Genomic DNA, 17,014 nt, shown 5'->3' with positions numbered 1-17,014 from the left:
AGTGTCAGAATTTCGGTCAATCTGGCATCGGAGATACGGAATGGTTGGGAGAGGAAAACGGATATTCCAGCAAGCTTTTCTGGACATGGAGAACGCTGAACCAATGTGGGTGTGTCAGGACTGCCTGAGTGACTACATGATCAAGGGGCTGAATGGCGCGCTCCAAGCCGAGCGGGTCTGCGGCGCTTGTGGCGAGGTAACCCTGAACGCATTGACGCCAGAGCGCATCGCACGCTTCATCCGGAAGCATCTTCCGGAACACTTTCGCATCGACCATGGCCTCTACCCAGGCCATGAACTGACGCTGGATGACGTTGTGGGAAGTGCCATCGGCTGCAGTTCCGAGAGCGTTCGCAGGGCCATCTCGGAACATCTGGAAGACGCCAATGCGGATGAAGAAGACTTTTACTGGCCGGGGCAGGAGTATTGCCGCGCACCAAGCCCGTTTGAGTCGAAGGACCACGAGCGCTGGTATGCGGTTGGTCCCTGGCAACACGTCGCCCACGAGTTGGTCCATGGCAGGCGCTTCTTCAACGACAAAGCGCGCTCGTTCTTCGAGTGGTTGATTGACGAGGCGCTCGAAGCCGAGGATCCTCACCGGCCGGGAGTGCCTGCCTTGGTGACCGTGCTCGAGACCGGCACGGACTTCTTCCGCTCCCGCATCGCCAGCGGGATACAGGAAGCCCGGACTTTCGCCGAGAACCCTGCGGTCGCGCTAGGCGCAGCGCCCAAGGAGCGCGCGGCCAACAATCGCATGAGCCCAGCCGGCGTTCCGCTGCTTTACGTGTCCCGCGAGGTTGATACGTGCATCGCCGAAGTTCGTCCCTCAATCGGCGATACGGTTGTTGTGGGTCGATTTCAGTCCACGGCACCACTGAAGTTCTTCGATTTCACGATGCTGAGCGGTCAGCTGCGGCACGCTGCATTGAGTTTTTTCGATCCCAGCTACCGCAAGCGTAGTGAACATCGGCTGCTGCTGGAGTATCTGCACGAAGAAATTGCACGCCCGGTTCGGCTCAATGACACCGACTACGTGATGACGCAGGCGCTGGCTGAATTCATTCGTTTTGACAACCAGGCGTTTGACGGCATCGCGTTCCGATCCGTGCAGTGCGAGGGCGGCGTGAACTACGTGCTCTTCGACCGTGGACCGCCCGAGGCGATGGTGGCACAGGACTGGCGTCCCACGTTCCATCTGGCGATGTCGACCGAAGCAGTTTCGATGCATGTGATTGAAGGCGTACGCTATCGCCACGAGGCGGCGCTATCCCGGTAGAGATGCCGCTTTCTTCGATGCACTGAATACCCCGATTGGGACCTGCGGCCTTGAGCGCGGCGAATCACGCAGGGCGCCGAGAACAATTGGCTACCATGCATGTGGGGAAGAGTCGGCCGAACAGACCATTTGGAGGTGGCAGAGACGATGGCAAAAAGAGATCCCGCAAAGACCTTACGCAACCAGCAGATCACCAAGTTGACCGATGAGATCAATGAACTTCTAGATGAAGTGCTTGAGTTGACCGGATATGAGAACGAACACTCGCTGAATGCGACCTACGGCGGAAAGTACGCCGAGTACATCGACATCAAAAACGAGGTGATCGACACACCGGAGCAATTCGTGGCCCTGTATCTCCAGGGCTTTCTGCGGACCCTGGAGGGCCTGGGCATTTACGCAAGGGCAGGCAATCGCTACTACGAAGCCTACGTGCATGTCCGAAAGCACAAGAAGGTGCTCAAGTGGCTCAAGCTCTTTTTGACGCGTACCTATCTTCGGCACTACGACGCCCTGTCCAAGAAACGGCCTGCGGTCGAAGAGGCGGAGATCTGGATCGGCCAGAAAAATGCCGCCTATGGAATCTTCGTGACGCCGAGGTTCAAGAACGGGGCCTGGGAAAACGACAAGAGCGAGATTCGGCACTTCAAGCCGAAGTACTGGACAGTCGGCCACATCTTGGAGACAGGATTCGTCATACCTGATGAGGACGAGTGCATCACGTTCAACGACGTGGAGCAATATCTTTCGTTCTTTCGCAACACCTTGGTTCGGAACTCGGGCTCAGCCCACGAGCTGGCCATTGCGAAGCTCTACTGTCAGTTCGTCAGAGACAGTGCAGTGCCGGAAGATGTGCCGCTGCTTAGAGCGGCCTAACAATACCTGTCATCGCATTGAGCGGGTGATGCGTTCGACGTCGCATGAGCAGGAAGAAAGAGATCAACTCAGCGTTATGGAAACGGCTACAGCCTTTGTTGCCGGTAGTGAAGCCCTCACCTCAGGGAGGACGTCCCCGCCTGGATGACGAGCTTGCCCTCAACGGCATCCTCTTCGTGCTGCGCACAGGCATCGCCTGGGAGGACCTGCCCCAGGAACTGGGTTTTGGCAGCGGCATGACGTGCTGGCGCCGGCTGCGCGAATGGCAGGCTGCGGGGGTGTGGCACCAACTGCACCTGATGCTGCTGGCCGAGCTGCGAGGCGCAGGCCGCCTCGATTTCAGCCGCGCGAGCATCGATGGGGCCAGCGTGCCCAGCCCCCGGGGGGCCCGCACACGGGCCCCAACCCCACTGACCGGGGCAAGCTCGGCAGCAAACGCCACATCGTGACCGACCGAGCAGGCATCCCGCTGGTGTTCTGCGTCACGGGAGCCAACCGGCACGACTCGGTCGTCTTCGAAGAGCTCATCGACGACTTGCCTGCTGTCCGAGGCCTGCCGGGCCGGCCACGACGTTGGCCTGAGCGGCTGCATGCCGACAAGGGATACGACTTCCATCGCTGCCGGGACCATCTCAAGCGCCGTGGGATTCAGGACCGTATCGCCCGCCGGGGCATCGAGCGCAATGACCGGCTCGGGCGTCATCGCTGGGTGGTGGAGCGAACGCATGCCTGGCTGGCGGCATTTGGCAAGTTGCGTGTGCGCTTCGAGCGCAGCATCCAGACTCATCTTGCATTGCTCAGCCTGGCTTGCAGCGTCATCTGCGTCCGCTCATTGGCAGAGTTTTGTTAGCGACTCTTATTCCCGAACTGCGCTATGGCGGCAAAGATGTCAAGCACGAGCATCGACTGGATTTCACCGTCATCGATCCGTACACGCTGTCCAAGGTCGGTTTCGAGCTGTCTCCATGGTCGACGCATGGCCTTCTTTCCGGCACCAAGGGCAAGACCCAGAAGGCCATCAACGAAGAGGCACAAGCCAATTTCGAGAGGGAGATGTCGAAGTTGAAGGCCTATTTCCGCAAGCGAGGAATCCCCGTGATCGTCTACACGGACAAGGATCTCCAAGACCACGCCAAGATATTTGCCGATATCGAGGACTATCTGACGCCGGCCAAGCTGCCCAAGCAGTTGGAGTTTCACGCATTGGAAGACTTTCTTGCATTCAAGTCGCCGAAGTAGCTGCAGGCTGAAGCGGCGAGCAGGCAGGCCAAGGAGCATTCGCGTGGACTGCCTGTTGCCTTGTGGTCTCCCCAGGGGAGCTGCTTCAACAGCACGCGGACGACGGCCAGGGACACACGCATGGACATGTAGTCTCGGGCATGCACAAGTCGCTTGGCCGAAGCCGTGTCACGGTACTCCCAGCAGCCGCTTCGCCATCCCATGTCCGGTGGCGTATGCCATGTTGAGGGGGGCGAACTCGGCTTGAATCTCTGGATGCAGCAGGTTGCGTGCAGGCGCAACGGTGTAGTCCTGGACGTTGGACGAGAGGAAAACGATAGGGGCGGCCAGACCCCGCTGCCGCAGTTCGGCCGCTGCCTCCAGGTAGGTTTCAAGCACGACGCAGTCGGCGAGCGAATCCTTGCCTTTGCGGGCAGGCGCGCGCGCATGCATGACGCGAGAAAACGCGCGCATTGGAACGTCCTGCGATTGCGGTGCGGTCACTGAAGCCGCGATCCAGCGATGCAGCGCTGCCGTCGCATTCGCGATGTGGGCATCCCAATGGCGGATGTCGGTTCGAACGGGTGCCGCGAAGGCACTGACCAATCCATCCACACGCTCGATGTGCTCGCGCAGCTTGCTCAGGCCGCGGCCCGCTTCGTCGACGATGCCTTGCAAGTGCGTGCCGAACTCCTGACGGACTTGATCGGCCAGGAGCCCCATCAGCAAGGTGCCAGCCTCCATGGCTTGCAGGAGGGCCAACGCTGCGGCGGCATTGTGTGGCAGGGATGTTTCTCGAAACGGATCGCGGACGATATCGAGCAGACTGCAGGTGTCGATACAGAGTACGGGCAGCCCAGCCTGCGCGATCCGGTCGGCCTCGTGGGGCGACAAGGCCATCAAGCGGTCTCTTCGAACCGGGCAAGCAGCGCGCGGGAGCGCTCGTACTCAATGGCCAGATCGCTCGCCTGAGCTTGCGGCCAATCCTCAGACTCGATGAGCCAGCGCTCGAGGAAATCGGAGTCGAGTTCGCTGCGCTCCATATGCGCCTGGATGACGAAATCAAACCAGCGCTGACGGTCTTTGGGATGGGAGGCTCCCGTCGACTGATTGGCCAGCGCACTGAAGCGGGTCAGCGCCTCAAAGGCGGACAGGGAGAGTTTGTCTTCGATCTGCTCCGTGCTGCCGGACAGTTCGACCACGAACCCGGTCGAATTCGCCGCCGGCCGCGCGATCTGTTCGGCGAAATCTTCAAGAATCGTGTTGTACGCGCGGCGGCTCAGCTCGCTGCGTTCCAGGGGCACGATGTTCGTGACCTCTAGCCCATCGGGCCGAGGAAAGAGAACCAGCCCGGCTGATTCGTAGCCAGGCGAAGCGGTACGTTCGAACGCCATCGGCTTCCCTTCGACTGCCGGGAGATGCACGCGCTCTTCGCGCTCAGGTGCGTGTCGCCAGGGGGCAGTCGCATGATCTATCAAAGCCTGGCGCAACTGCGCGCTGGCGTCGGCAGGGCCGCGTAGCAGAAGGTCGCGGAAGACGTTCAAGGGCTTGGAGGTAGAGGCCATCGGGACATTCTGCATGACCCATGGATCCAGAGGGCATATCGGCGTCCGCTGGTTGCGGCTCGGCGGGGGTTGAACCGGAGGTGCGAGGCGGGAGGATGACTGCAACCCACTCGATGCAGCCAGGAGGCGCCGTGACCCCATCCATGCAACCGACCCTGCCGATCCACCGGATCGTCCAGGGCAAGAACCCCCGCGAATACTTCGACCCCGCCGAGATGGCGGAGCTGGAGGAAGGCATTCGTGCCGTTGGCGTGCTCGAGCCCATCGTCGTGCGCCCCGTGCCGGGCACTGACCTCTACGAAATCATCGCCGGTGAACGCCGCTGGCGCGCCGCGAAGAACGTCTTCGGCGACGGCTACGACATGCCGGTGGTCATCAAGGACGCGAACGACGAGACGGCCGAGGCCATGTCGGTGATCGAGAACTACCACCGTGCCGCGATGTCGCCCGCCGAGGAAGCCCACGCCGCACAGCGCCAGCTCCTGCGCCAGCGCGGCGACAAGGAGGAAGCCGCCCGCCTCATGGGCTGGTCGCCCGATGTGCTGGAGCGGCGGCTGGCGCTGCTGGCCTGCACGCCCGCCGTGCTCAAGGCGCTCACCACCCGCACCATCCAGCTCGGCCACGCCGAACTGCTCTCGGGCATCCCGCCCGACAAGCAGGACAGCGTGCTGGCTGGCATCGTGGCGCAGAGGGTACCGGTGGCCGTGCTCAAGGCACAACTGGGCCGCTACGCACGGCGGCTGGCCGACGCGATCTTCGACACCGCGCAGTGCGGCGGCTGTCCGCACAACTCGGCGCGGCAGTCGGGCCTGTTCGCGGAGTCCCTCGGCGAGGGCTACTGCCAGCACCCGAGCCACTTCGAGGAACTGACGCTGCAGGCGGTCGAGGCCCGCGCTAGCGCACTGCGCGACGAGTACCCGGTCATCCGCATCGTGAAGACGGGCGACGGCTTCGCGCCGCTGGCCGTGACCGCCAAGGGTGAGTTGGGCGTTGGAGCGCCGCAGTACCAGTCCTGCCAGGGATGCCAGTCCTTCGGTTGCGCGGTGTCGGCGATGCCGGGCAGCTATGGCGAGGTTACGCGCTCCCTGTGCTTCGATGCCGCGTGCAACAGCCAGAAGGTGGCGCTGTGGGCCAAGGCGCGGCGCGAGGCGCAACGCGAGACAGAGCCGCAGAGCGGGAAGGGCGCAGCCTCCGGCGGCGGCAAGCCTGTGGTGAAGAAAGCCGTGCCGAAGCCCGCGAACCACACGCCGCAGCGCGTCACCAGCCACCGCATCGCTGAATGGCGCAAGTGGGCCGCGCAGGCGCTCATGGCGCAGCCGGAGCGCAACCAGCGTGTGCTGATCGCGCTGGCGCGCTACGGCCATATGGGTGACGCGAGGGTGATCGAGTACGGCGTGGCGATGCGCAAGATCGCGGGCGGCTGGACCAGCGAGTCCGGTTGGGGCCTCGCCCTTCACCTGACGCACGCCGACGAGCTGGCCTCCCAGCACCTGGAACGGCTGGTGCAGGCGGTCGCGGCCTCGGCGGCGTTCGGAGTCAACGAGCGCGACCTGCTGGTGCTGCTGAACTACCTCGGGGTGGAGGAGGGCCGCTACTTCAAGTGGGACAAGACCTTCCTCGACCTGTTCACCATGAGCGAACTGGAGAGCCTCGCGGGGGAGGTGGGCTTGAAGAAGGCGATGGGCTCGCGCTTCAAGGCCGCGCGCGAGGGACGCAAGCCCGAGTTCATCGCGGCGCTGCTCAAGGTGCCGGACTTCGCCTACCAGGGCACGGTGCCCGCCGTGATGCGCTACCCCCGCTCGCCAACTACGGTCCGTGCAGCGGATGGGGCAGAGAGCACGAAGGCGATACCGGAAGGACAGCGCGAGACGGCACTGGCCTGACCTGCCAACCGGCCCCTGGACACCCACTGGACACCACGGAGCCGGGTTCTAGCATGGTCTGGACGGCTCCGCATGGGGCCATGTCCCCCATTCCACCAAGGAGCTTCAAATGACGATGTTCGAGGAACTGTTCGCGCTGGCTTGCAGCGCCACGCTCACGATGACCGTGAGCGCCGACGAGAAATCCGGCCGCCTGACGGTCAACGTGATCCCCAAGCCCCGGCAGGATGCAGGCGAGCCTGGGCTGACCCAGCCCCTGAGCCTCACGGCCACGCCCCAGGAGTTCGACGCGGGTTTCATCGAAGCCCTGCGCGGCTACCGCGAGGTGCGCCAGAGCCTGGCGCAGCAGGCCGAGGCCACGAAGGAAGTGATCGAGGCTGCGAAGGCGGCATCGGTCAAGAAGGCCAGCGATGCCACCGTGAAGGCCGGTGCCTCCAAGGCCGCACCGGCCAAGCCCGTGACAGCCCCGGCGGTATCCGCCTCGGACAGTGCGGCGGATGACGAGGGGGAGGACGATGCCTCGCAGGCCGCAGTGGCGGGCGCGGCACCTGCCGCAGCCGCCACCGCTGGCGGCGAATCCTTCGACCTGTTCGGGTGAGTCGGCGGGCACCCTTGATGCGGGCACCAGCAGCGAGAGACTGAACACATGGCAACCACGGCGGTTGCCGCGTTCATCCCCAAGGAGTCCAGCCCATGGCCATCGAAGTCACCCCCATTGTCCGCACCTTCACCTACAACGGCATCCTGCTGCCGGATGTGCCCGGCCTCTCGCCCCGAGAGGTGCGCGACCTCTACAGCGCCCAATACCCCGAACTGGTCAGCGCCGAGGTCGAGGCCGGTCCGGTCGCCAACGGGCGGCAGGACCACACGTTCCGCAAAGCCGTGGGCACCAAGGGCGCGGGCGAGTCCGGGCAGCCCGGCCCCCGCCTTGCGGCGCTGCTGGCTCGCGTTCAGCCCCAGCAGACCGGCCCGGCCAGCGCGACGGCCAAGCTGTCCCGCGCCGTGTCGCAGCGCCCCGTGGCGAAGCGCTCGGCAGCGTGGAGCCGCTTTGTCCGCCAGACCCTGGAGCAGCACCGGCACGAAGGCGCAGCCCAGCGCGCAAGCGTCACCAGCGAAATGCTCACCCCGCTCCCCTGAGGGCCATGGCCATGCCTGTCGCTCCCATGCTGGCGCTGCCCAGCCTGCAACCCGGCATTTCGCAGGCGGTCGCGTCCACGTCCCAAGCCAGCGCGAACGCGGCCCTGTGCCGCTTCCTGATCGCATCGGGCGCGGTACGGGAAGACGACCTGCCGGAGGGCGAGGCCGACCCGCTCAAAGCCTGCCAGCGCGCCATCGACGCCTGGATCAAACGCCAGATCGGCCCGCTGCACTGTCTGGAGCCGCGCTTCGCCATCAACGTGCTCGACGAGCACGGCCACCGTCCGGCCTTGCACGGCGGGCAACCGGCCCCTTATGCCCAACTGGACGTGTACTGGTGCGAGTACCGCGAGGCCGAGTGGCCGGTGGGCCGCAGCCTGGAAGCGTTGAACGCAGCCATGCCGCACCTGGGGGCCACGGTGCTGCAGGTGCTGCGCCAGCAGGGCCGCTATGTGTACCCCCTGTTCACCCCGGACATTGCCGATGACGTGGCGTCCTACGTGTACTGGCAGGGAGAAATGGATGAGGAAGCGGCGCTGGACATGATGTGCGAGGACAGCGACGACGCCGACCGCGAAGCCATGCGCGAGGAGATGGTCACGCGCAGGATGCTGGACGATGCCTATCCCGAGTGGGCTCGCCGCTGGCTGGTGCAGCCCGGCAAGAGCGCGGGTGGGCGCAGACGCCCGCCCGAATGGCGGCCATGCAGCCTGCGCCGCGCCGCCAGGACGCTGACCGATCCGCTCCAGCGCCAGATTGCCGCCGATGCGCTGGCGCTGTCCCGCCTGACGCTCACCGACGACTTCCATCCCGACATTGACGGCGAGTACATCGGCTTCGGCGCGGTGCTGTCCTGGGAAGAGGGCGACGTCACCACGCGCATCTATGACGACCTGCTCAATCTGGCGCACCAGTCCGAATACTGCGACCGCATGGGAGAGGTGCTCATCCCGCTGGACGACCCCGGCGCGTTGCAAGCATGGTTTCTGCGCATGGGCCAGCGCTTCGAGGCCATCGCGCTGATCGACCGCTTGATCCACGCCCTGTGCCAAGGACACTGAATCTATATAGATAGGAGGTGGTCCCAATGAATGCAGCAGAGTTTTCCATTCAGACGCCCACGGACAACGTGCTGGAGCTGGATCAGGCGGTGCTGCTGTACCACGGTCGCTCGGGCAGCGCACTGGCGACAGTGCATGAGGTCATCACCGTGGATGGCGCACCCGTGATCGGCGCGGGCCGGGCCATGACCGCCCAGGCAGCAAGGGAACTGGCCGGGGCCTTGCTCCAGCGCGCGGCCCACGGCGGTTTCCTGCCCGAGACGGTGCTGTACCTCCACGGCGACCTGCTGGTGTGGTGGGTGCCACCGGCACGCAGGCATGTGGCTTTCAGAGTGGGTGCGGAGCAGGCCGAAGCGTTTGGCGGGCGCGAGCGCGGCGAGACGGTGCCGCAGCCGGGACTGATCTTCGCCGCTGCCAGCCACACATGGCGGGTGTGGGCCGTGAAGGGCCATCACCGCCCGACGCCGCAGACGCCGTTGTTCCAGGCCCCGTACTTCAACGTCGATGGCAAGGGCCATATCTGCCAGGGCAATGTGCCGGTGCCCCATGGCACGACCGTGGAGAAGATCAGCGCCTGGAACGACGCCTTCCTGCGTTCCTACTTCACGCACCCCAACGTGGCGGGCAAGCTGCTGCGCTACCGGGGCGGGGCCTACGCCTTCTGGCGCGACATGCTCGATGGAGCCTTCACGCGCTTCCCCGAGCGGGTGCTGGTCGATGCCAAGACCACGCTGGGCCAACTGCTGGGCGAACCAGAGGCCACATGATGGGCACGATGGACCCGAGAGACCAAGCCCTGCTCGCCGCCTGCCCGGTAATCGCCGCACCGCGCTTCGGCGCGCTGCCGGACATGGGCAACGGCCAGCGCATCATCGTGGCGCGCAACGGCTGGTTCGTGCAGACCCGGCTCGACTGGCTCGACAGCATCGTGGCCCTGGGCCACGGCTCACCGTCCATGCGCTTGCCGTATGGCGAGGTCGCGGAGCACCTGCGCTTCACCTTTGGCGTGCTGCCCATCCGTTTGATCGAAGCGTTCGTGGCGGCGGGTAGGGAGCGCCTGCCCAATGAAGCCGCCGGGGTGCTGATCTACTCGCGCCGCACCGGGCAACTGCGGCTGGCGATGTGCGAAGCCGAGCAGACCTCGCCTGTCCATATCCACTATCGGTGTCCCGCCATGGCCGACGACGAGACGGTCGCGGTGGACTTGCACACGCATGGCCGGGCACCGGCCTTCTGGTCGGGCGAGGACGACCGCGACGACCAGGGCATCAAGGTGGCGGGAGTCTTCGGCCTGCTCGACCGGCCACGGCCCTCGGCCTGTTTTCGGCTGGTGATCAATGGCCTCTACCAGCCGCTCGACAAGCATCCGTGGCGGGAGCCGCAAGGCGAATGGCCGGAGCAGGGCGCTGCGGCACAGCGCTGCGAAGGCTGGATGCGGCGCGTACTGTGGCGCTGGCGCGAGCGCCACCTGCCGGTTTGAAGGCCATCCATTCAGCGAGAGACTGGGTGCAGGACATTCGATTGGAGGCACTGGTGGAACACCTGATTCATCCGAAGCTGCTGGAGCGCCGCGTGGCGGTGCATCTGGTGGGCGTGGGCGGCAATGGCGCGCAGATGGCCGCCTGCCTCGCCCGCCTGGACATTGCGATGCGCGCCCTGGGTCATCCGTTGGGCCTGCACGTCAAGGCATTCGACGCGGATCGCGTCAGCGAGGCCAATGTGGGGCGGCAACTCTACAGCGCCGCCGACATCGGCAAGCACAAGGCCCTGGTGACCATCCACCGCCTGAACCAGTTCTATGGGCTGGATTGGGAGGCCCATCCCATGCGCTACGAGGAATTCGTGCTCGGCCAGCGGTACTCGGCCAGCGCCGATCTGCTGGTCAGTTGCGTGGACAGCCGCTCGGCGCGACAGGTGCTGCACCAGCTCGCGTGGCGTGACGCCAACCATTACGGCTACTGGCTCGACTTGGGAAACACCGAGTCCACCGCACAGGTGGTCTTGGGCGAGCCGCAGAGCAGCGCGGCATCGTGGCAGGGGCAAGGCCCGCGCCTGCCGTGCGTGACGGAGCTGTTTCCCGAACTGCTCGACGCGGCAGCGCCAGAGGACAACCAGCCGTCCTGCTCAGTGCGCATGTCGCTGGCCTCCCAGGGACTGTTCGTCAACGACGTGGCGGTGCGCTACGCCGCGCAACTGCTGTATGAGTTGTTCTCCAAGGGGCGACTGTCCGCGCACGGTGTCGTCATCAATCTGGAATCCAAGCGCAGCGGCCCCATCGAGGTCGATCCACGCACCTGGGCGCGCTTCGGTTTCAGCCACGAGGATGCCGAGCGCCAGGAGCCGGAAGTGGAAGCCGTTGCCGAGGAGTGCGCGCCATGAGCATGAAGCAATGGAATGTGCGCGTGGTGCGCAACGGGCATGCTGTCCATATCGGGCAGGTGGCCGAGTCCAACGAGACGCTGGCGCGGTGTGCCGCGCTGTCAATGTATGGCTTGTCCGAGGACGAGGCAGAAGAAATGGAGCAAGACCGGAAGGGTTCACGCGGCCCTGCGATCTACCCGGACGAGGCGTTCGACGTGTCGCCCGCCACTTGATTCCGAGGGCCTGCTATAGACTGGGCCTGTGATCCGGGTGTCTGACTCGCCTCGCACGATCACGCATTCCAACGCATACCAATGACAAAGGCTGCCATGGCTCGCAAATCTCCCCACCGAACGACCCAGGAACTCGACGCCGAGATCGCCAGACTGCAGAAGGAGCGCGATCAACTCCGCGAGGACGAGAAGGCTGGCGTGGTGGGCCGTATGAAGGAAGCCATTGCCTACTATGGCATCACCGCCGCCGACCTGGGGCTGGATGCCGCCAAGCGCAAGGCCCGCACCGGCGTGGCGAAGGCTAAGGACTCGAAGACCCAGCGCGCCGCAGGCCGCATCAAGTACAAGGACGACGCGGGCCACACATGGTCGGGCTACGGCCCCAAGCCCAAGTGGTTCACCGAGGCCCTGGCCAGCGGCAAGACCGAAGCCGATCTGCGCGCCGCCTGAAGCGTCAGGCTGGCGGGTTGGCCTCCGGCCCATCGGCGGACTGCCTGCTGCCTGCGCTTTGCCTCGGCAATGCCTGGCCTACGTAGGCTCCAGCGGCTCTTTGCCTGGCATGACCTGCTCTCTCTGATACGGCCAGTCGCGCAGCCCGATCCGCACTCGCGTCCGCACGACCGCCGCGCACGGGCGACGGTGCACCTGAAAGCGATTCATACAGGTCGTTCAGATTGCCATGCCGCAGGCCGTGGGCTGTGACGCCTGCCTGCCGCTGGGTGATGCCGAACTTCTCCAGGGCGTAGTCGAGCCGGCGCAGGTTGCGCTTGAGGTTCAGGGCGGGATTGCCCATGTGCGCGTCGCGGCCCGTGACCAGTGAACGTGCCAGTGCCACCGCCGAGCGCTGACCATCTGTCTCCAGCGGCACCCAGCGCACGCGCCCACCCTTGCCCTTGATCCATACATACTCATCCGCCTTGCGGCTTTCGAGGGGCAGGCCGGTCTGCTCGAATGGCACGACGTGCTCGAAGGGCCGGAACATCACCGATTCCTTGCGCCGCAGCGCCAGCGCGTCCATCAACCGCATCGAAGCCGCGATCCGCGCATCGAACTGCGCGACCTGGGCGAGAACCGTTTCCACATCGACGCCATGCGCGTCCCAGCTCTTGTCGCGCCGCGCGTATTCGTGACGCTCGTATTCCTCCAGGCTCAGGCCATAGCGTGCCGGTGGCCGCACGAAGCCCGGCTTTCCCAGCCAGGACGCCAGCCCCCGCAGAAAGCTCAGGTAGGTCTGGATCGTGGCAGGCGCCAGCCGCTCTCGCTGCCAGACCTGCACCATCGCGTGCAGGTGCTTCTGTCCCAGGTTGCGCGGATCGGGCATGGTGTGGAAGCCCGCCTTGCGCTGGAGGTCGAGGAAGAAGCGCCGCAGAAAGCGCGCTCGTTCAGCACGGGTCTTGTGCGAGACGGTCTTCTCGCGTGTCGTGTGCCGCATGTTGAACAGGTCGATCAGGGTGTCGAGCACGCGCAGCGGATCGGTATAGCCGGGACGCAGGCGGGCAAGGATTTCCTGGGGCGACTTGCCTGCCCAGGCTTGGGGGCGCGGTTGGTCCATGCCAGGGATGCGCCCTGGGCTGGCCGGATCGGTCGGTCGAGGTGAAGGTGTCGTCATCGCGGTCTCCAAGTCAAGGGAGCGGCGCGCCGCCCGAACGGCGCGCCGTCAGGAATCCGGGAAGTCCAACCCCAGCGACGGATTCCGTCATCCGCTGGAGCGGGTGGTCAGGCAAGCACGGCAACACGCGGGACCACACCGCGTGCCGCCGACCCAAGGGTTGCGCCAGCCATGCGCTTGCACGGGCCAGCTCGGTCGGTCTTAAAAATGAAAACATGTGATCCGGCTCCGTCCGCGCATTTCTGCGACCACGGAGGGGTGTGACGCGCCACCGCCTCAAGGGCGGGCAGCCGCATCGGCGACGAGCTCGGGTCTCGCGCGCACTGGTGGATCAATCCTGGAATCCGCAGCGCCATCCGACCGCATGGGTCCACCCCTGACCGAAAGTCCAGGGCGGTGTCGGGCGTTTGAGCGGAAACCAGCGGGGAGCCCATGAGGGCAAGCACAGCCGCTGGCGGCGTGAAACACGCATGCTCGGGTGATGGCGGGATCGAGAACCGGCATCGGGTGCCGGGCCGGGAGATCGACGGCCTCGACGCGCTTCCATGAGCGCCCAGCCGCAAGGGCTGGCAAAGGTCGAGGCACATGCTCTACGAAACAAACCTCGGAGCGGTCGCCTCGGGGGCGACGGCCACCCCGGCTCTGGGCCGGGGCTGCAAGGGCAGGTAACGACTGCGACGCCTGTTGCTCCGCGATGGAGCGGGCCAAGGATGGCCCTCGGGAGCCTCTAGTGGATGACGAAAGGGACTTGCGGGTCAATGCCCGCGTGGCAATGCGACGGCATGGGAAAGCGCGTTGCCGGTGGCGCTTGTGGGCACGCGACGGCGTGCTAGGGGCAATTTAGTGTCCCGCACGAACGCAGAACAAGGCCGCATGCGGGCTTGACGGGCGAAAGTCCTGCCTCTGGTCCCGGACGGGAGTCCCAAGCCCTTGTCGGGCATCTGCACGAAAGGCGCTTGATGGGTGCGCAACGGGGGTTGACGACTGCCAGTGCGGTGAGACCGTGGTGACACACATGCAGTTCGCAGCGGCTTGAGTCCGGGTCTGGCGTCATTGCAATGCCACTGTTCCTTTACTCCGGTGACAGCCAGCGGCACCTGATCCCGAAACCTGGGTCATTTCGTGCGAATTGCGGGTGGCGTGGCCGCACCGCCTTGCCGATGCTGGCCGTCATGTTTCCTCACCTTGGAGCACCATCATGGAATTGATCGTCAGAGCGGTGGATGTCGGATCGGGCAACACCAAGTTCGTCACCGGCGTCACGGGCACCGAAATCCGTTGCGCCAACTTCCCCTCCATCGCCTATCCATCCAGCGGCGAGACGCCGCAGTGGCCGGCGAGCGAGCGGCGCAAGACTGTCTGTATCCCCGTCGGCCCTCTGTTCTACGAGGTCGGGCCCGACGTGGGCCTGGCGGCGGACACCTTCCGCGCCAAGCAGTTGCACGACGAGTACACCGAGTCGCCCGAGTACATGGCGCTGCTGCGCGGCGCGCTCAGCATGATGAAGGTGTCCCATGTCGACCTGCTGATCGTCGGGCTACCGGTGGCGCTGTTCACCCTGAAGAAGGCCGCGCTGGAGAAGGCCATGGTCGGCAGCCATCAGGTCGGCGGCGGCAAAACCGTGACGGTGGCCAAGGCGATGGCCGTGGCCCAGCCGCAGGGTGCGCTGGTCCACTACGCGGCCGAACACCAGAAGATCGAGACCATCGGCACCGAGCAGAGCCTGGTCATCGACCCCGGCTCGCGCACCTTTGACTGGTTGGTCACGCGCGGCATGCGCCTGGTGCAGAAGCAGTCGCACTCGATCAACCGCGGCATGTCCGACGTGCTGCGCCTGCTGGCGGCCGAGATCTCCAAGGACATCGGTACCCCGTACCGTGACTTCGATGCCATCGACCTGGCGCTGCGCACCGGCAAGGCGCCGGTGATCTTCCAGAAGCCCTACGACATGAAAAAGCACCTGCCGCTGGCCGAGAGCGTGGCCCAGCAGGCGGTGTCCACGATGCGCCAGTGGATCGAGACCCCGGAGAGCCTGCAGAACATCATTCTGGTGGGCGGTGGCGCCTTCCTGTTCAAGAAGGCTGTGAAGGCGGCGTTTCCGAAGCACCGGATCCTCGAGGTCAAGGAACCCATGTTCGCCAATGTGCGCGGTTTCCAGATCGCGGGCCAGAACTATGCCGCCAGCGCCATGGCCTCAGGTCGGGATCGCGCGGCAGGGGAGGCTGTATGAATTCCCGACCTCAGAGCGAGCCGAAGCCGATCCGGCTGGTGTTCGAACTGGCGCGTGCCGACAACCCGCGTCTGTACGACGAACTGGTGCGGTTTCCGCAAGGGGCCAAGCGCGTGAACCGGCTGCGCGTGCTGGCCTATGACGGACTGCTGACGCAATACGGGGTGTTTGCCGTGGATGAAACCAGACGGGCACCTCCACTCGTGGCCAGCGAAGCGTCGAAGTCGGCGACCGTGACCAACGACGTGTTCGGGCCCAGCCTGGACGAGTGAGGTGGCTATGCCAAGACGCAAATACGCGCAGCGTGATGAGGTGAGCGCCACGGAGCTTGCGGAAATGGGTTTCTGCGAGAAGAGGGTGCAGCTTGCACATCTATATGGTGACCAGGCGACGCCCGAGCAGCGGCAAGCCATGGCCCGAGGACAGGTGGCCCATCAGCGGTACTTGGAGGAGGGCCTGGCAGCGACGGCGGATCGCCGGTGCTTTGTGGCCACCTTCGTGTTCGGCCCGGATGCGCGGGAGACGCAGTTGCTTCGCGCATACCGTGACGCAGTGCTCCTGCGACGGCGCTGGGGGAGGATTCTGGTCGCTGCGTACTACCGGGTTGCACCGACGGGTTGTCGAATCATGGCGCGATCGCCCGCGACTGTGGTCAGGGTGCGCCGCATACTGCGCGTCGTGGTTGCTTGGTGTGAACGGGCGCTGAGCGACAGGAGGTCGCCATGACTTCGTCTGCCGTGTATGTGCTTGCCAGTCTGGTGCTCGTGGTATGGCTGGTGCGACGATGGCGCCGCCGCCTTGGATCTGGAGAGAGAGCGTCCCGGCCGCGAGAGCTCGCCAATGCTGAACTGATCTATATGGAGAAGCTCTTTCGCATCGAAGAGCCCATCCAGCTTGTTGCGAAGGTGGATCGGGTGTACAGGCTCCCAGGGGGATCGCTGGTGCTCGTGGAACTGAAGACGCGCCGACAGGATAAGCCTCATCTGACGGACATCATTCAGCTATCAGCGCAGAGGGTGGCCATCGAACATCAGACGGGCGAAGTGGTGGAGCCGGTCGCGTTTGTCACAGTTCTGGGTCCGGCATCACGCCGACCCTGGCAGTCCCATCAAGTGCGGTTGCTGGATGAAGGCCAGTTGATTGCCCTGGCGCAGCGCCGCCGTGCAATCTTGGCACTGCGAACTGATCCCGCTTATGCCACCTCGGTTCGAGCGTGTGTCGGCTGTGCATTTCGTTGGGCGTGTGATCGCCCTGCATGACGGCGATGCGGATGGGGTTCGCCTAGCATCTACGTTGTATCGCGGCTCGTTGACAGCACGCATGTCGTTGATGACGTGCCGCACTCGCCACCATCTATCGGCGGAAACTGATCCGTAGATCGATTGAGCTTCGTCTTGACCTGTTGAAATCAGGCCATGCTGTGGCATTATTTGACTTGAGAGAGCAAGTAGAGGTGCACGGTGCATTACTTGTTGCCTGCAACAGGCTCACCGCGTGTCATGAAAGCCCACTCATTTTGACGGTACCACTGACGGTATCAAGCGTATTTTGGAACCCCCTCTTCA

20 protein-coding genes are annotated in these 17,014 nt (G+C 64.7%); 17 read left to right on the top strand and 3 right to left on the bottom strand.

Going from position 1 to position 17,014, the window contains the following annotated elements; genetic code table 11:
- Positions 1-136: 136 nt before the first annotated feature.
- From Q9R47_RS01735 to Q9R47_RS01720, 4 genes are all read left to right on the top strand, one after another.
- The gene (locus Q9R47_RS01735; RefSeq protein WP_311231468.1) at positions 137-1,276 is read left to right on the top strand and encodes an RES family NAD+ phosphorylase; all 1,140 of its coding nucleotides are present in this window, start codon (positions 137-139) and stop codon (positions 1,274-1,276) included.
- Positions 1,277-1,411: 135 nt separating this feature from the next.
- Complete coding sequence (locus Q9R47_RS01730) at positions 1,412-2,152, top strand: hypothetical protein (RefSeq protein ID WP_311231467.1); 741 nt, start codon at positions 1,412-1,414, stop codon at positions 2,150-2,152.
- Positions 2,153-2,196: 44 nt separating this feature from the next.
- Positions 2,197-3,002 (top strand): IS5 family transposase gene (locus Q9R47_RS01725; RefSeq protein WP_311231466.1). Its coding sequence is split into 2 segments (ribosomal slippage): positions 2,197-2,521 and positions 2,521-3,002, totalling 807 coding nucleotides; the frame shifts between segments, so codons are not numbered across the junction.
- Complete coding sequence (locus Q9R47_RS01720) at positions 2,960-3,391, top strand: hypothetical protein (RefSeq protein WP_311231465.1); 432 nt, start codon at positions 2,960-2,962, stop codon at positions 3,389-3,391. Before Q9R47_RS01725 ends, Q9R47_RS01720 begins: the two co-directional genes overlap by 43 nt.
- A 168-nt stretch (positions 3,392-3,559) precedes the next feature.
- Here the strand turns inward: Q9R47_RS01720 and Q9R47_RS01715 are convergent, their stop codons facing one another.
- A complete protein-coding gene (locus Q9R47_RS01715; protein WP_311231464.1) occupies positions 3,560-4,270 on the bottom strand; it encodes a PIN domain-containing protein in 711 nt (236 codons plus the stop codon).
- A complete protein-coding gene (locus Q9R47_RS01710) occupies positions 4,270-4,935 on the bottom strand; it encodes a hypothetical protein (protein WP_311231463.1) in 666 nt (221 codons plus the stop codon). The genes Q9R47_RS01715 and Q9R47_RS01710 overlap by 1 nt, the downstream gene beginning before the upstream one ends.
- Before the next feature lie 143 nt (positions 4,936-5,078).
- On the opposite strand from Q9R47_RS01710, the gene Q9R47_RS01705 reads away from it, so the two are divergent.
- The 9 genes from Q9R47_RS01705 to Q9R47_RS01665 all read left to right on the top strand — a co-directional run bounded on the left by Q9R47_RS01705 (position 5,079) and on the right by Q9R47_RS01665 (position 12,060).
- Positions 5,079-6,818: a PRTRC system ParB family protein gene (locus Q9R47_RS01705; protein ID WP_311231462.1), complete on the top strand. Its 1,740-nt coding sequence runs from the start codon at positions 5,079-5,081 to the stop codon at positions 6,816-6,818.
- A 109-nt stretch (positions 6,819-6,927) separates the two neighbouring features.
- Positions 6,928-7,416: a PRTRC system protein E gene (locus Q9R47_RS01700; RefSeq protein ID WP_311231461.1), complete on the top strand. Its 489-nt coding sequence runs from the start codon at positions 6,928-6,930 to the stop codon at positions 7,414-7,416.
- A gap of 95 nt (positions 7,417-7,511) precedes the next feature.
- Positions 7,512-7,955, top strand: a complete 444-nt coding sequence (locus Q9R47_RS01695) for a PRTRC system protein C (RefSeq protein WP_311231460.1) — start codon at positions 7,512-7,514, stop codon at positions 7,953-7,955.
- Positions 7,956-7,966: 11 nt separating this feature from the next.
- Positions 7,967-9,016 carry a PRTRC system protein F gene (locus Q9R47_RS01690; RefSeq protein WP_311231459.1) on the top strand — a complete coding sequence of 350 codons (1,050 nt, stop codon included), beginning with the start codon at positions 7,967-7,969 and terminating at the stop codon, positions 9,014-9,016.
- 26 nt (positions 9,017-9,042) lie between these two features.
- Positions 9,043-9,783, top strand: coding sequence for a PRTRC system protein B (locus tag Q9R47_RS01685; protein WP_311231458.1), 741 nt, complete (start codon positions 9,043-9,045; stop codon positions 9,781-9,783).
- Complete coding sequence (locus Q9R47_RS01680; protein WP_311231549.1) at positions 9,783-10,496, top strand: PRTRC system protein A; 714 nt, start codon at positions 9,783-9,785, stop codon at positions 10,494-10,496. Before Q9R47_RS01685 ends, Q9R47_RS01680 begins: the two co-directional genes overlap by 1 nt.
- A gap of 53 nt (positions 10,497-10,549) precedes the next feature.
- Complete coding sequence (locus Q9R47_RS01675; RefSeq protein ID WP_311231457.1) at positions 10,550-11,395, top strand: PRTRC system ThiF family protein; 846 nt, start codon at positions 10,550-10,552, stop codon at positions 11,393-11,395.
- Positions 11,392-11,610: a hypothetical protein gene (locus Q9R47_RS01670; protein ID WP_311231456.1), complete on the top strand. Its 219-nt coding sequence runs from the start codon at positions 11,392-11,394 to the stop codon at positions 11,608-11,610. Before Q9R47_RS01675 ends, Q9R47_RS01670 begins: the two co-directional genes overlap by 4 nt.
- A 96-nt stretch (positions 11,611-11,706) precedes the next feature.
- On the top strand, positions 11,707-12,060 hold the full coding sequence (locus Q9R47_RS01665) for an H-NS histone family protein (RefSeq protein ID WP_311231455.1): 354 nt from the start codon (positions 11,707-11,709) through the stop codon (positions 12,058-12,060).
- Between the two features lie 4 nt (positions 12,061-12,064).
- Here Q9R47_RS01665 and Q9R47_RS01660 read toward each other — a convergent pair whose 3' ends face one another.
- A complete protein-coding gene (locus Q9R47_RS01660) occupies positions 12,065-13,162 on the bottom strand; it encodes a phage integrase N-terminal domain-containing protein (RefSeq protein WP_311231454.1) in 1,098 nt (365 codons plus the stop codon).
- Between the two features lie 1,255 nt (positions 13,163-14,417).
- Between Q9R47_RS01660 and Q9R47_RS01655 the strand changes: the two genes are divergently transcribed.
- Genes Q9R47_RS01655 through Q9R47_RS01640 form a run of 4 tightly spaced genes read left to right on the top strand, consistent with a single transcriptional unit; the run spans position 14,418 to position 16,708 of the window.
- Positions 14,418-15,449, top strand: a complete 1,032-nt coding sequence (locus tag Q9R47_RS01655; protein WP_311231453.1) for a PRTRC system protein D — start codon at positions 14,418-14,420, stop codon at positions 15,447-15,449.
- Complete coding sequence (locus Q9R47_RS01650; protein WP_311231452.1) at positions 15,446-15,721, top strand: hypothetical protein; 276 nt, start codon at positions 15,446-15,448, stop codon at positions 15,719-15,721. Before Q9R47_RS01655 ends, Q9R47_RS01650 begins: the two co-directional genes overlap by 4 nt.
- A gap of 7 nt (positions 15,722-15,728) precedes the next feature.
- The gene (locus Q9R47_RS01645) at positions 15,729-16,175 is read left to right on the top strand and encodes a CFI-box-CTERM domain-containing protein (RefSeq protein WP_311231451.1); all 447 of its coding nucleotides are present in this window, start codon (positions 15,729-15,731) and stop codon (positions 16,173-16,175) included.
- Positions 16,172-16,708, top strand: coding sequence for a PD-(D/E)XK nuclease family protein (locus Q9R47_RS01640; protein ID WP_311231450.1), 537 nt, complete (start codon positions 16,172-16,174; stop codon positions 16,706-16,708). The genes Q9R47_RS01645 and Q9R47_RS01640 overlap by 4 nt, the downstream gene beginning before the upstream one ends.
- Positions 16,709-17,014 lie beyond the last annotated feature (306 nt).

The organism is Acidovorax sp. PRC11 (assembly GCF_031844105.1).
Classification (GTDB): Bacteria; Pseudomonadota; Gammaproteobacteria; order Burkholderiales; family Burkholderiaceae_C; genus Paracidovorax.
Note: the sequence above shows the minus strand (reverse complement) of the source record. Positions and strands in the feature narration are given on the sequence as shown.

Bases quoted from the DNA above. Each gene is read 5' to 3' on its own strand.
- Q9R47_RS01700 (WP_311231461.1), top strand. From the start codon at position 6,928: ATGACGATGTTCGAGGAACTGTTCGCGCTGGCTTGCAGCGCCACGCTC.
- Q9R47_RS01695 (WP_311231460.1), top strand. From the start codon at position 7,512: ATGGCCATCGAAGTCACCCCCATTGTCCGCACCTTCACCTACAACGGC.
- Q9R47_RS01685 (WP_311231458.1), top strand. From the start codon at position 9,043: ATGAATGCAGCAGAGTTTTCCATTCAGACGCCCACGGACAACGTGCTG.
- Q9R47_RS01640 (WP_311231450.1), top strand. From the start codon at position 16,172: ATGACTTCGTCTGCCGTGTATGTGCTTGCCAGTCTGGTGCTCGTGGTA.
- Q9R47_RS01680 (WP_311231549.1), top strand. From the start codon at position 9,783: ATGGGCACGATGGACCCGAGAGACCAAGCCCTGCTCGCCGCCTGCCCG.
- Q9R47_RS01710 (WP_311231463.1), bottom strand. From the start codon at position 4,935: ATGGCCTCTACCTCCAAGCCCTTGAACGTCTTCCGCGACCTTCTGCTA.
- Q9R47_RS01670 (WP_311231456.1), top strand. From the start codon at position 11,392: ATGAGCATGAAGCAATGGAATGTGCGCGTGGTGCGCAACGGGCATGCT.
- Q9R47_RS01660 (WP_311231454.1), bottom strand. From the start codon at position 13,162: ATGGACCAACCGCGCCCCCAAGCCTGGGCAGGCAAGTCGCCCCAGGAA.
- Q9R47_RS01705 (WP_311231462.1), top strand. From the start codon at position 5,079: ATGCAACCGACCCTGCCGATCCACCGGATCGTCCAGGGCAAGAACCCC.
- Q9R47_RS01665 (WP_311231455.1), top strand. From the start codon at position 11,707: ATGGCTCGCAAATCTCCCCACCGAACGACCCAGGAACTCGACGCCGAG.
- Q9R47_RS01715 (WP_311231464.1), bottom strand. From the start codon at position 4,270: ATGGCCTTGTCGCCCCACGAGGCCGACCGGATCGCGCAGGCTGGGCTG.
- Q9R47_RS01645 (WP_311231451.1), top strand. From the start codon at position 15,729: ATGCCAAGACGCAAATACGCGCAGCGTGATGAGGTGAGCGCCACGGAG.
- Q9R47_RS01650 (WP_311231452.1), top strand. From the start codon at position 15,446: ATGAATTCCCGACCTCAGAGCGAGCCGAAGCCGATCCGGCTGGTGTTC.
- Q9R47_RS01655 (WP_311231453.1), top strand. From the start codon at position 14,418: ATGGAATTGATCGTCAGAGCGGTGGATGTCGGATCGGGCAACACCAAG.
- Q9R47_RS01735 (WP_311231468.1), top strand. From the start codon at position 137: ATGATCAAGGGGCTGAATGGCGCGCTCCAAGCCGAGCGGGTCTGCGGC.
- Q9R47_RS01690 (WP_311231459.1), top strand. From the start codon at position 7,967: ATGCCTGTCGCTCCCATGCTGGCGCTGCCCAGCCTGCAACCCGGCATT.